This is a genomic window from Gemmatimonadota bacterium (assembly GCA_016209965.1).
GTDB lineage: Bacteria > Gemmatimonadota > Gemmatimonadetes > Longimicrobiales > RSA9 > JACQVE01.
The window spans coordinates 1-13,020 of record JACQVE010000328.1 but is presented as its reverse complement, the minus strand read 5'-3'; the positions used below and the strand labels follow the sequence as shown (position 1 = coordinate 13,020).

The window sequence follows — 13,020 nt, the reverse complement described above, 5'->3', positions numbered from 1 at the left end:
ACCTGGAGGTAGACGCTGCCGGCCGCATCTACGTGCTGGATCGCCAGGAGCAGGAGATCCGCGTCTTCGACGCCCGCGGCGCTTACGTGCGCACGATCGGCCGGAAGGGGCGAGGTCCGGGCGAATTCCAGGGCGCCAACGGCATGGAGTGGGACCGGGCCGGCAACCTCTGGGTCGCGGATCCGATGAATACGCGATACACCGTTTTCGATACGGCGGGCCGGTTCCTGCGGACGTACCGGCGTCCCATCCCCAGCTACGGCTATTCCTGGGAGGGTGGTTTCGACCGGGAGGGGCGGCTATACGACACGCATTTCGCGGCGGCCGGCCCGCGGCCTGAGGACCGCGTGCACGCGCTGGTACGCTTCGATTCCGATATGCAGCCTCGGGACACGTTCCCGCTGCCGTACGCGGAGGAAGAGGCGTTCCGACTGGAAACCCGGGGGGGCACGACGCGGATCTTCTTTGCCGTGCCTTTTGCGCCCCGCATGCACTGGCTGCTTGATCCGCGCGGCTATATCTGGTTCGGCTTCCCTGACCGCTACCGCATTTATCAGCGTCGCCTAAAGGGCGACACGGCTCGCATGATCGAGCGGGAAGCGAAGCCGGTGCCGGTCAGTCGCGCCGAGCGGCAGCGTGAGATCGAGCGACTCCAGCCCGTGATCGGGCAAGGCGCTCAGGTCGATCTATCCCGGATTCCCAGGTTCAAGCCGGCATTCGAGGGATTGCTGCTGGATGACGCCGGCCGGCTGTGGGTCCTGCTCCCTCGTGCGGACCGCGACTTGCGCACGTCCTTCGACGTCTTCTCCCCGGACGGCCGCTACCTGGCTCACCCGCGCATTGAGGCGCACCTTCTGGGCGGGGTGGGTTCTCCGCTGCTGCTCCGGGGCGACAGGCTTTACGGTGTGGTGCGGGACGAGCTGGACGTGCCCCACGTCATCCGCGCGCGCATCGACCGGTAACGCCAGCGCGGCCGGTGATCGAGACGCTACGCGCATGAGCTGCCTGGGGCCGAAGCTACGGAGGCGAGCCCCCAAGGGCAGCCGCGGTCACGCAGGTGAGCCCAACGCGGCCGGCGCCGCCCCGACGCGCGCCAGCCACACGGTGAACGTCGATCCCCTGCCGGGCTCGCTGGCCACCACCACGTCGCCGCGCATGCCGCGCGCCAGTGTGCGGTTGATCGCCAGCCCCAGCCCGGTCCACCTGGCCGAACGGCTCGAAGATGCTCTGCAGCTTCTCGGGCGGGGTGCCGCGACCCGTGTCGCGGACGTGGATGGCAACACGCTCGTCGTCGACTTCAGATTCCAGCATTATCCCGCCGCCCGCATCCGTAAACTTGATGGCATTGGACAGCAGGTTCAGCAGCACCTGCTGGATCTTGTCCTGATCCGCGCGTACCGCGAGCTGCGGGTCACAGGGGCGGTAGATGTAACGAAGTTCCTTCCGCTGCACCTGCGGCGCGATCAACCCGTCCAGCCCGAGAAGCGCGGCGTTGACCGGCACGTCACGGAAATGGTACTCGACCTGTCCTCCCTCGATCTTGACGAACTCGAGCAGGTCATTGATCAGGCTGAGCAGGTGCCGCTGGTTATCAGGACGCCGCATGACACGTCCCACGCCCTTCTGCATGCGCAGGCACGTGCTTCATCCCGGGGTCATGAGCAACCAATGCCTCAGAACCCAAGTGGCGAGCCGCCTGCCCGGGCAGCTCAGTGGTCGAGTTCGTAAGTACGGTCACGCACCGAGGTCCCCGGATCGGTGGCTGAATTCGACCGTGCGTGCGAATTCGACCAGTTGGTAAACGGGGCGGCGCTCGAGCATGTCTCACCCCACGCAACCACCACGCTGGAGTGGCATTGTCCGGACCGGAAGAGGTGGCTGGCGATGAACTGGTGGAGAGCCTCGTGCGGCAGGCCGCTGCGGGCGACGAGCGAGCGTTCGGCGCCCTGGTACGCCAATTCTACCACCAGATCCATCGCTGGGCGCTGGTCATGGCGGGCGATGCCGACGAGGCGGACGACGTGACCCAGGAGGTGCTTCTTCGGCTTTACCGCTACCTGCCCGGCTACCGCGGCCGAGCGCGCTTCAGCACATGGTTGTACCAGGTGACCCGCAGCGCCGCTCTGGGCTCGCTCCGCCGCCGGGTGCGGCGCCGGCTTGCCGCGGCGGGCCTGGCGCGCTGGGCGGACCCGGTGCTCGAGGGGGAAACCGACCCGGCCGCTGCGCTGGACGCCGCCCGCGCAGCCGACCTGGTGCGCACCTTCTTCAGTGAGCTGCCGCCGCGCCAGCGCGAGGTCTTCGACCTGGCCGACCTGAAGGGGTTTGCGCCTGCAGAGATCGCCGAGCTGCTGGACATGAAACCCGTGACCGTGCGCGCCCATCTGTTCAAGGCCCGGCGGGCCATCCGCTCGCGGATACTCGAGCGGTCGCCCGGGCTGGTGGAGGGAACCGGCTCATGAACCGTTGTCCGCTGCGGCGGGCGCGGGTATGGCGCTCGTCCTGGCTCGTCGAGGGGAGTGGCTCATGAAGTGTGAATCTGCGCTCGACCAGTTGCTCGAGGCGGAGCCCGCCGAGCTGCGAGGTGAGGGTGACTCCGACCTGGCCGCCCATGTCCGTGCTTGTCCGCGCTGCCGTGCGGTGACCGAACGCCTGCTGCTCGAGCAGGACTCCCTCGGCCAGCTCCTCACTTCGCTCCGTCCCGCCCGGGACGCCGAACAGGCGCTCGCCCGCACGCTCGATGCGGCCCGCGCGCCGCAGCTCGCCCGCGGCCTGAGGACATGGGCGGCGCTGCCCCTGGCCGCGGCCGCCGCGCTCGCGGCCCTGCTGCTGCTCCGCCGCCAGGACGCCGGGCAACTGGCGGAGCCCCTGCTGCAGGCTGCAGCCGCTCGCCGCGAGCCGCCGCCGATGGTGGCGGCGCCGCCCGGCAAAGGCGTGATTGTATTCCACACCGGCAACCCGGACATCGCCGTCATCTGGTTCTTTGACACGGAGAAAAGCTCATGACCCGGTCCAGGATTCTCGACTCGACACAGACCCGGATCGCGCCTGACTGGCTGGGGCGTGGGGTCGCTGCGCCGGCGGCCGTCGCTGCGGCCGTGCTGCTCCTTGCCTGCGGCGGCCGCGACGCCAAGCTGGACACCCGCACCTACCGCCTGCAGCATCTCAATCCCGAAGCCGCAGTGCGTCTGATCGAGCCCTATGTCTACGCGGACCGGAAGGAGGCCCCCGGCCGGCTGGCTTTCAGCCCGGAAGCCGGGGCCGTCACCGTGACGGAAACGCGGGACAACCTCGAGAAGATCGCACGAGTGCTGGGAGAGTTTGACCAGCCCAGACCCGGGATCACACTGCACTTCCAGATCATCGAGGCGGATGGCGCGGCCGCGCCCGATCCAGCACTGGCCCAGCTCGAGGGCACGCTGCGCCAGCTCTTCCGCTTCAAGGGCTACCGGCTGCTGGCGGAGGCGCTGGTCCAGACCCAGGAGCGCAGTAATATCTCCCAGCGACTCGCAGGAGCCGGCGGGCCCTTCCACATCAGGGGCGGCGTTGGCGAGGTCAGGTCCGGCGCGCGCACCACGCTCGAGCTGGGTGTTGAGCTCCAAGCGCCCCAACTGGCAGCCGGCGAAATCCTCAGCACACAGGTCAACATCGTCGAAGGCCAGACAGTGGTACTGGGCACGGCGCAGCCCGACCCCCGCCGCGGCGCGCTCATCCTTACGGTGAAAGCGGATCGCCCCAAGGACTAGCGGAGTCTGTCCGAGTAGGGCGGCCGTCGCTGCGCAGGGCCGTCGCACGGCCTTCGGCGATCGCCGCCCACGGCCCGGGGCTGCACTCGGCGGCCAGGTGGCACGGGTGTTGCCCTGGAGTCGGGCAATTTTTTTCTCGGGGAGGAAGTGATGAAGAACACTCGAGTGGCGCTGGTGATCCTCGCTCTGCCTCTGCTCTACAAGCCGGCCTTTGGCCAGGAGCAGGAGATTGCGGAGCTTAAGAAGAAGAACCAGGAACTCGAGGAACGCGTAAAGAGACTGGAGGAGAAACAGCAGCTAATCGAAAAGATGTTCGGCGAGAAGCAGGAGGATCCCACGCACGCCGAGACGGTGTTCGACGAAGGATTCTTCTTCGTGGGTGCCGATGACGTGCTCAGGATCGGGAGCTCGGCCCAACTGGACGTCCGCATCTTCGCTGGGGGCGAAGGAGACAACACCTTCCTGGTCCGCAGAGCCCGCGTCTTCGCGACCGGCGTACTGGAGGACAAGTTCGGCTACATGGTGATGCCGCGGTGGGACAACGGGGTGGCGACCCTCCATTTCGCCTGGCTCGAATCATCGCATTCCCCGTACGCCAGCCTGCGCATCGGCCAGTTCAAGGAGCCGCTGAGCCTGGAAGGGCTGCACTCCGACCAGTACTGGGATTTCGTGGAACGTTCGCTGATCGTCTCCACGCAGTTGCCGCTGGAAGACCTGGGCATCCTGCTCTATGGAAAGTTTTGGCGCCAGCGAATCGAGTACGGCCTCGGGTGGTTCAACGGCCGTGGGAAGAATCTGACGGACAACAACGACGACAAGGATGTGGCCGCGAGAATCGTTTTGACCCCTTGGAAGCATGCCCGGGCGAGGCTCTTGAGAAACCTGAATCTGGGAGTCTCCTACTCGAGAGGGGAAAACGAAGAGTCGCTCGGCGGAAGCAGGTTCCGAACCGGGGCTGGAACCACCTTCTGGACCTTCGGAGCCGGCACCGTGCAGAGCGACGACCGCACGCGCCTGGGATTCGATCTGGAATGGATCTTCGGCCCCGCCTCCATCAAGACCGAATATCTCGAGCAGGACTGGGGAGGCCTGGCCCGAGCTTCCGTACGGGAAGATCTCACCATCGACGGCTGGTATGTGCTAGGGAGTTATCTGCTCACCGGGGACGAGAAACGGCGCAACAAACCCGTGGTTCCCAAAGCGAAGTTCGACCCCGCCAAAGGAACCTGGGGAGCGTGGGAAGTCGCAGCCCGATACGAGGAGTTCAGAGCGGACCAGGACGTGATCAGCTCCGGCATCGCCACCGGGACCAACAAAGTCACAGGGTGGAGCGTCGGGATCAACTGGTATCCCAATCGCCACATGAAAGCCGTGCTGGGCTTTCAGCATCTCGAATTCGAGGACGCGCTAACGACTAACGGAACATCCCAAGATAATGAGGACGTTCTGACGTTTCGATTTCAGTTTATCATGTAAGGTTATGTAAGGTAATCTAATTATCCGGGAGGCCGTCATGTCGATGACGAGTCGAGAATTCTGGACCGTAATACACGGACTGTTGCTGGGAAGCATTTACCTGCTGGCCTTCGCTGGAGGCTTTGCGGGGCTCTGGAGCCTGCGCAAGGACCTGATCACGGAACGCGGTCTGAAGGAGCGGATGCGCCGCCTCTACATCGGCGTCTCGATGATGGCGATCCTCTCCTGGGCTACGGTGATCACCGGCACCTATATAGTCTACCCCTGGTACCGGGCGTCGACCCCGACCAGCCCACGCTCGATGCTGCTGGCTGACCCGGAGACAGAGCAGTGGCATACGTTCGGTATGGAGTGGAAAGAGCACGTGGCCTGGTTGGCTCCGATACTGGCCACCGCCGTGGCCTTCATCGTGATCACCTACGGCAAGGACCTGGCGCAGCGAGCATCTCTTCGCAAGTTCACGCTGGCACTCTTCTGTGCGGCGTTCGCCGCCGCGGCCATCGCCGGATTGTTCGGCGCGTTCATCAATAAAGTCGCGCCGATTGTGTAAGTAAGGGGGGTTCCGCATATGTTGACACCAACGGAAATGAAGACGAAGACCTCTGGGCCCGCGGCCGCCGCGATTCTTTCCGCGGGGCTGGGCAGTCTAGTCCTGGGTATTGCGGTCCTTCTGGCCGTGGTATCGACCGATATCAAAGACTTCCTGAACTGGTGGAACCCGGCCGGGCCGCTGTCGGGCAAGTCAGGCGTCGCAGTCATCGCCTGGCTGGCGAGCTGGGCAGCGCTGCACTTCATCTGGAGAAACCGGGAGGTGGCCATCAAGCCGATCGCGATTGCTGCCGTCATTCTGATCGCCCTGGGCTTCCTGGGCACTTTCCCGCCGTTTTTCGAGGCGTTCGAGCCGCACTAGACTAGAGGAGACGACGCAACCTGGAGGTGCTCGAAACCAGAGCATCGCCGCGCCTGCCCGCCGTGACGGAAGCGCGGCGCCGCGATCGGGGCGGCTTCCCTCCCCGGGAAGCGCACCGGCGGCCTCGGGCGCGCCCGCACCCCTTGACCCACCGCCCGCCGGCCCCAGATTGCTGCCTGTCAGCCACTTGCCGACAGGGAGCTCAGGGACCGGTCATGCCCGACGCGCCACACCCGCCCACTGCCACGCTGCGCGACACGCGCGAGCGCACCGTGCAGGCGCTCTGCCGCCACTTCGCCAATGACGCGCTGGACATGGCCGAGTTCGAGCGCCGCCTGGACGTTGCGCACCGCGCCCACAGCGCCGCGGAGCTCGAGCGCCTTCTCATCGACCTGCCCGCGCTTCCTGTCCCCGCGGGCGGGAAGGAAGGCGCCGCCGCCCCAGCCGCCGGGAGCACGCGAGCCCCGGCGGCCCGCGCGGAAAGCGCGCCTCCAGCAGCGGCGCCACCTCGCGAGCGCCAGTTCGTAGTGGGCATCATGGGCGGCGCGACCCGCAGGGGGCGCTGGCTGCCCGCCCGCCGCATCTTTGTCGAGGCCGTCATGGGCGGAGTCGAGCTCGATTTCCGCGAGGCCCAGCTCACCGCCGGCACCACCGAGGTGCTGGTGATCTGCCTGATGGGCGGCGTGGGCATCATTGTGCCGCCCGGGCTCGCCGTCGAGTGCGGCGGCTTTGCCCTCATGGGCGGCTTCGACAACACCGAAGAAGTCGACGCCGCGCCTGCGCCCGGCCGGCCCCGCCTCCGAATCAACGGCTTTGCGTGCATGGGCGCGGTCGAGGTGGATGTCCGCCTGCCCGGCGAGAGCGCACGTCAGGCCCGCAAACGGCGCAAGCGCTCGGCGTGGCAGTGATCGTCCCCCCGCCCGAAATCCGCGTCCGCTTCGCCCCCTCGCCCACCGGCTACCTCCACGTCGGCGGCGCACGCACGGCCCTCTTCAACTGGCTCTTCGCCCGCCACCACGGCGGGGTATTCGTGCTGCGCATCGAAGACACCGACCGCGAGCGTTCGAGCGAGGCCATGACCCGCGCGATCCTGGAGGGAATGGAGTGGCTGGGCCTGGACTGGGACGAGGGGCCGTTCCATCAGGCCGATGGCGTCGAGTTCCACCTCCGCGACGCGTTGCGCCTGCTCGAGGCCGGGCATGCCTACCGCTGCTTCTGTACGCCCCAGCTCCTCGAGGAGAAGCGGGCCCGGGCCCTGGATCTCGAACAGGCGTACCGCTACGACCGCACCTGTCTGCTCACCGTTCCCCCTGATGAGGCGGAGCAGCGCGCCGCGGCCGGCCAGGCGTATGCCATCCGCTTCCGTGTCCCCGCCGGCCGCACAGCCTGGGACGACGCCGTGCATGGACTGCTCGAGTTCGACAACGTCGAGATCGAGGACTTCATTGTTCTGCGCTCGGACGGCACGCCCGTCTACAACATGGCAGTGGTAAGCGACGACCTTCGCATGCGCATCACGCATGTGATCCGGGGCGATGACCACATATCCAACACGCCCAAGCAGATCCTGCTCTACCAGGCGCTGGGCCGCGAGCCGCCGCACTTCGCGCACGTGCCCATGATCCTCGGCCCTGATGGGCGCCGCCTCTCGAAGCGCCATGGCGCCACCTCGGTCAGTGAGTTCCGCGAGCAGGGGATCCTGCCCTGGGCCATGCTCAACTTCCTCGCCTTGCTCGGCTGGTCGCCAGGCACCGATCAGGAGATCTTCGAGCCCGCCGAGCTCGTGGCACGCTTCTCCCTCGAGGCCATCAACAAGAAGAGCGCGGTCTTCGACACGCAGAAGCTGGAATGGCTTAACGGCCAGCACCTCAGCCGCACGCCCGCCGAGCGTCTCGGGCCACTGGTCACGGAGCGTCTGGTCCGGGCCGGCCTGGCCCAGGCCGACGTCCTGGCCGCGCACCCCGACTGGTACCGCCGGCTGCTCGACCTGCTCAAGGTCCGCGCACGGAACCTGGATGATATTGTGCGCCAGGCCCGGCCATACCTGGCCGAACAGATCGAGTACGAGCAGGAAGCGGTTCAGAAGCACTGGAAGGAGCCGGCCCAGGTGCGCGCCCGCCTTGCCGCGCTGCGCGACCGCTTCCAAGCCCTTCCAGCCTGGGACGAGGCCAGCCTCGAGTCCGAGTTGCGCGTGCTTGCCGAAGAGCTGGGCCTTGCTGCCGGCCAGCTCATCCACCCGCTGCGCGTCTCCCTCACGGGAATGGCCGTTTCGCCCGGCATCTTCGAAGTCCTCGTCGCCATGGGGCGCGACCTGGCGCAGCGCCGGCTCGCCGCCGCGCTCGAGGCGCTCGACCGTCTGGCCGCACAGTTCGGCTGAGCTCCTTCGCTCCCGCTCCCGGACGGCGGCCCGGGACCCGAAATGTTCCCGTAATTGCAAGCATAAGTAGGGCATCGTCCCTGTTGACAATCGCCGGCTGGAACCGTAGCATTGAGCCGGCTTAGCGCCCCCCGGAGTCCCGAAGTCGCACGCCTGGCATGCCTCGGCATCCGCCGCGGGCAGGTTGTCTGCGAATTCCACCACATACGCCCGCGCTACGCGCTGCGGGAGGCGACTAATGTTCCAGCCCCTCACCCAACTGGAGCGCAGGATCCTCGATTACCTGGTCGATTACCTGCGGCGCAACACCTACCAGCCCTCCATTCGCGAGATCGGCCGCCGCTTCGGCATCAAGAGTACCAAGACGGTATCGGAGTACCTGCAATCCCTTGCCGATAAGGGCTGGATCGAGCGGGACCCCTCCCGCTCCCGGGGGGTCCGGCTGCTGGGGCTGGACCTGCACGCCGATTGCGTCACCGTTCCGTGTTACGAGCTGTCGTCCAGCGCGAGTGCGCCCCAGGATCGCGGCTCAGCGGTCGAGCGGTTCGAGCTGGACCGCAAGCTGGCCGGGCCTGGCAGCGCGTTCTTCCTGCGCATGACGGGCGGGAGCCTGGGGGCGGAAGGCATCTTCGAGGGGGACTTTCTTCTGGTCGAGCCGGTGCCGCTGGCCGAGCTGGAAGACGGCGACCTGTTCGCTGTGCGCCAGGGTGACGGGCTGCAGGTGGCGCGTCACAGCAATCCCGCCGCCCATGACGCCATGGCGCCGAACAGTACGCGGCCGACCAGGCCGGAATCGGCGGTCTCGCCCGGCGGCCCGCGCCGCGCCGCGATGCTCGGCCGCGTGATCGGCATCTTCCGGCGGCTGCGGCTGCCCAGTGGTCTCGAGGCTGTTCCCGTGATGGCAGCACCCGCCCGGGAGGCCAAGCGCTGAGCTCGGCGGCTGCCGGCCCCGGCCCACGCATCGCCGCCGAGCTGGAGCCGGAGCAGCCGGAGGATGCGCTCTGGATGCAGCGCGCGCTCGAGCAGGCGCGGGCGGCAGCCGCCGAAGACGAGGTGCCGGTGGGCGCGGTCGTCGTCCGCGCAGGCCGCCTGCTGGCCGAGGCGCGCAACCGCACCCGCTCCTGGGACGACCCGACCGGCCATGCCGAGCTGGTCGCGCTCCGCCGCGCGGCCGCCCGCCTCGGCCAGTGGCGCCTGCTCGACGCCACCCTCTACGTCACGCTCGAGCCTTGCGCCATGTGCGCCGGCGCCATGGTGCTGGCGCGGCTCGAGCGCCTGGTCGTTGCGGCCGCCGATCCCAAGGCCGGCATGTGCGGCTCGCTGGGGTGCATCATCCAGGACCCACGCCTCAACCACCGGGTGCGCCTGACCGCGGGCGTGCTGGCCGAGCCCGCTGCGACATTGCTGCAATCCTTCTTCCGCGCGCGCCGCTGATGCGGGTGCTCATCTCTTCCGCCCTCCTCACACCCGTGCCCGAACCATGAACTCGCCGGCCGTCCCGAAGAGCGTCTTCAGCCTCTTTCTATTCCTGTTGGCCTTCGCCGCCGCCTGCGCGCACGCGCCGCCGCCACGACCTGCGCCCATCCAGGGCGAGGTCCGGGCGCTCTGGGTCGTGCGCCACACCCTCGCGCACCCGGACAGCATCCGCGCCATGGTGCGGCGGGCGGCAGGGGCGGGGTTCAACACGCTCATCGTCCAGGTTCGAGGACGGGGCGACGCCTTCTACTCGGCCCGCTGGGAGCCCCGTGCTGATACGCTCGCCGGCCGCCTCGAGCTGGATCCGCTGGCAGTCGTCATTCGCGAGGCGCACCGCCGCGGCCTCGCCGTGCACGCCTGGGTGAACACCCACCTGGCCGCCAACATGGACGCGCTGCCACGCGCGCCCTCGCACCTTTACCACCTTCGCCCGGACCTGCTCGCTGTCCCCAGGCCGCTGGCCCGGGAACTGTATACGCTGGACCCGCACCACCCCCGCTACCGTGCCGCACTGGTCGAGTACGCGCGGGCCAACCGCGGCCACGTCGAAGGACTCTATACGGTGCCGGCGGACCCGGAGGTGAAGGAGCACATCTACTCCGTGTGGCTGGACATCCTCGAGCGTTATGATGTGGACGGCATCCACTTCGACTACGTGCGCTACCCGGCGCCCGACTACGACTACTCGCGCACCGCGCTCGAGCGATTCCGCCGCTGGCTGGCGCCGCAGTTGCCGGACTCGCTGCAGGCCCGCTTGGCCGCGCTCGAGGCGGCGGACCCGCTCGTGTACACGGATTCTTTTCCGGGAGCCTGGGACCGCTTCCGCCGCGAGCAGATTACCGAGCTGGTCGAGCGCATTTACCACGGTGTAAAGAAGCGCAAGCCCGACGTGCTGGTCAGCGCGGCGGTATTCGCCAATGGCGGGGACGCCTATCGCAATCGCTTCCAGGACTGGCGTGACTGGCTGCAACGTGGCCTGCTGGACGTGGCCTGCCCCATGGCGTATACCCCGGACACCGCCCTCTTCCGGGAGCAGATCCGCGTCGCTGTCGAGGCCGCCGGCGCCGCCCGCGTCTGGGCAGGGATCGGCGCCTACCGCAACACCGTGGAGGGCACGGTCGAGAAGATCCGGGCCGCCCGCGAGCTCGGCGCCACTGGGATCGTGCTCTTCTCCTACGACTTCGCCGTCCGCACGGGGCCGGCCAACCCCGCCGGCGACTACCTCGAGCGCGTGCGCGATCTGGCGTTCGAGCGACGACTGGCCGAACAGCAGCGCTAGGTTGGGCGCTTGACCACGCAGATCGTTAAAAAATTCACGATATGGCTTCTCTTCGGGAATTCCCTGTGCCGTGGACGGTTGAATCTCGCTGCCCCGAAGGGGCCCCGTTTCCCGGGCGAAGTCCCGGGAAGTGCGTAGGTCTAGCGTCTGCCCTTTGCGCGCGAAACCCCCGGTAGAGCTCCCACATCGGGGTCAGACCAACCGCACCAGGCGCGAGAGCAGCCGCGCCGGAAAGCAGCCCAATTGCTTGCGCGGATCATACCGGACGCTGGCTGCGTCCTGCCCCATCCTGCCATTGCACCGCCCCGATATCTGCTGGATATGGTCACGCTCGCCCGTCCGCAAAATCAGTGCGCGGGTGCGCACATCGCCTGGCGAGCACCAGCGGTGGCCGCCCCGGTTCAGCCGCACGGTTCCTGGGCGGGCCGGGAGTGACACGGAGCATCCCGGGCAGCTTGCCCTCTAGGCACCGGCTCCGCCCTCGCATACTGTCCGCAAATGGCCGCATCAGCCGTCGGCGACAACCCTTCCAGGCCCAGACTCCTGGACCAGATGCGCATAGCGGTGCGTGCCCGGCACTACAGCCGCCGCACAGAAGAGGTCTACGTCGCCTGGGTCCGGCGTTTCGTCCTCTTCCATGGCAAGCGGCACCCGGCCGAAATGGGCGGCGGCGAGGTCACAGCGTTCCTCTCGCACCTCGCCAATGCTTCGCGGGTCAGCTCGTCCACGCAGAACCAGGCGAGCAGCGCGCTTCTGTTCCTGTACCGGGAAGTGCTCGGGCGGGAGATCGAGGCGCCCCGCGGCGTGCTCCGTGCCAAGAGGGCTTTCCGTCGTCCTGTCGTGCTGACGCGCGATGAGGTTCGGCTCCTGCTGCGGCGGATGAGCGGCTCCAAGCGCCTTGTAGCGACCCTCCTCTACGGCGCCGGCCTGCGCCTTCTCGAAGGCCTGCGCTTGCGCGTGAAGGACGTAGATCCTGGCCGTGGCGAGATCACTGTCCGGGGCGGCAAGGGCAACCGCGACCGCGTTACCATGCTCCCGGCGTCCTTGGGGCCGCAAATCGCCGCGCAATTGGGCAACGTGCGCCGGCTGCACGAGAGCGACCTGCGCCGCGGGGCGGGGTGGGCGGCTCTCCCGGGAGCTCTCGAGCGCAAATATCCGGGCGCTGGCCGCGAGTTGGGCTGGCAGTACCTCTTTCCAGCAACTCGCCTGCACCGCGATCCCCATACGGGACAGCTCCGCCGTCACCACCTGCACGAGACGGCCGTCCAGCGCGCCCTCAAGGAAGCCTCGCGCCAGGCTGGCCTCACCAAGCGGGCCTCCTGCCACGCGCTGCGCCACTCATTCGCCACTCACCTCCTTGAGGACGGATACGACATCCGCACCATCCAGGAGCTGCTCGGCCACCGCAGCGTCAAAACCACCATGATTTACACCCACGTACTCAACCGCGGCGGCCTGGGGGTGCGGAGCCCCCTCGATGTTCTGGGCGGGCTCGATTCCCGTTAAGGTTACCGGTAAGTAGTTCGGCACGAACAGCCAGGTGCTCACCAACTGAGCTGCCATCCCGCCCTGGGCATCAACTCCTGGGGGATCGCCCGGGCGTGCCCGAGTATTGGGGTTAGGTTAGGCTGCGGCTGCTGCAGCCTCCCAGCCCCCGGGCGCACGAGGCGCACGAGGCGCACGACGAAGTGCTTGACCGCGCCGACCATCAGGGGTAAGTTGGTTCTCGGTGGCTCGCGGTCAGCCGGCTGCTCCGATT

The 13,020-nt window shown here is 67.7% G+C and carries 14 protein-coding genes; 13 read left to right on the top strand and 1 reads right to left on the bottom strand.

Features of this window, described 5'->3' with window-relative positions:
* On the top strand, positions 1-962 hold a 962-nt coding region (locus HY703_13090; GenBank protein ID MBI4546128.1), incomplete at its 5' end, for a 6-bladed beta-propeller.
* A 55-nt stretch (positions 963-1,017) separates the two neighbouring features.
* Here HY703_13090 and HY703_13085 read toward each other — a convergent pair.
* A complete protein-coding gene (locus tag HY703_13085; GenBank protein MBI4546127.1) occupies positions 1,018-1,605 on the bottom strand; it encodes a HAMP domain-containing histidine kinase in 588 nt (195 codons plus the stop codon).
* A gap of 269 nt (positions 1,606-1,874) precedes the next feature.
* Between HY703_13085 and HY703_13080 the strand changes: the two genes are divergently transcribed.
* The 12 genes from HY703_13080 to HY703_13025 all read left to right on the top strand — a co-directional run bounded on the left by HY703_13080 (position 1,875) and on the right by HY703_13025 (position 12,767).
* Complete coding sequence (locus HY703_13080) at positions 1,875-2,459, top strand: RNA polymerase sigma factor (protein ID MBI4546126.1); 585 nt, start codon at positions 1,875-1,877, stop codon at positions 2,457-2,459.
* Positions 2,460-2,523: 64 nt separating this feature from the next.
* On the top strand, positions 2,524-3,003 hold the full coding sequence (locus HY703_13075) for a hypothetical protein (protein ID MBI4546125.1): 480 nt from the start codon (positions 2,524-2,526) through the stop codon (positions 3,001-3,003).
* Complete coding sequence (locus HY703_13070) at positions 3,000-3,743, top strand: hypothetical protein (protein MBI4546124.1); 744 nt, start codon at positions 3,000-3,002, stop codon at positions 3,741-3,743. The genes HY703_13075 and HY703_13070 overlap by 4 nt, the downstream gene beginning before the upstream one ends.
* A 147-nt stretch (positions 3,744-3,890) precedes the next feature.
* Complete coding sequence (locus HY703_13065; GenBank protein MBI4546123.1) at positions 3,891-5,219, top strand: hypothetical protein; 1,329 nt, start codon at positions 3,891-3,893, stop codon at positions 5,217-5,219.
* A 43-nt stretch (positions 5,220-5,262) separates the two neighbouring features.
* Positions 5,263-5,769, top strand: coding sequence for a hypothetical protein (locus HY703_13060; GenBank protein ID MBI4546122.1), 507 nt, complete (start codon positions 5,263-5,265; stop codon positions 5,767-5,769).
* Positions 5,770-5,805: 36 nt separating this feature from the next.
* Positions 5,806-6,129 carry a hypothetical protein gene (locus HY703_13055; protein ID MBI4546121.1) on the top strand — a complete coding sequence of 108 codons (324 nt, stop codon included), beginning with the start codon at positions 5,806-5,808 and terminating at the stop codon, positions 6,127-6,129.
* A gap of 215 nt (positions 6,130-6,344) precedes the next feature.
* Positions 6,345-7,037 (top strand): DUF1707 and DUF2154 domain-containing protein, encoded by a 693-nt coding sequence (locus HY703_13050; GenBank protein MBI4546120.1) that lies wholly within the window; start codon positions 6,345-6,347, stop codon positions 7,035-7,037.
* Entirely contained in the window at positions 7,034-8,506 is a 1,473-nt protein-coding gene (locus HY703_13045; GenBank protein MBI4546119.1) for a glutamate--tRNA ligase, read from the top strand. The genes HY703_13050 and HY703_13045 overlap by 4 nt, the downstream gene beginning before the upstream one ends.
* Positions 8,507-8,744: 238 nt before the next feature.
* Positions 8,745-9,437: a hypothetical protein gene (locus tag HY703_13040; protein ID MBI4546118.1), complete on the top strand. Its 693-nt coding sequence runs from the start codon at positions 8,745-8,747 to the stop codon at positions 9,435-9,437.
* 74 nt (positions 9,438-9,511) lie between these two features.
* Entirely contained in the window at positions 9,512-9,940 is a 429-nt protein-coding gene (locus tag HY703_13035) for a nucleoside deaminase (protein ID MBI4546117.1), read from the top strand.
* Positions 9,941-9,986: 46 nt separating this feature from the next.
* A complete protein-coding gene (locus HY703_13030; GenBank protein ID MBI4546116.1) occupies positions 9,987-11,261 on the top strand; it encodes a family 10 glycosylhydrolase in 1,275 nt (424 codons plus the stop codon).
* Between the two features lie 498 nt (positions 11,262-11,759).
* Entirely contained in the window at positions 11,760-12,767 is a 1,008-nt protein-coding gene (locus HY703_13025; GenBank protein ID MBI4546115.1) for an integron integrase, read from the top strand.
* The last annotated feature ends 253 nt before the right edge of the window (positions 12,768-13,020 follow it).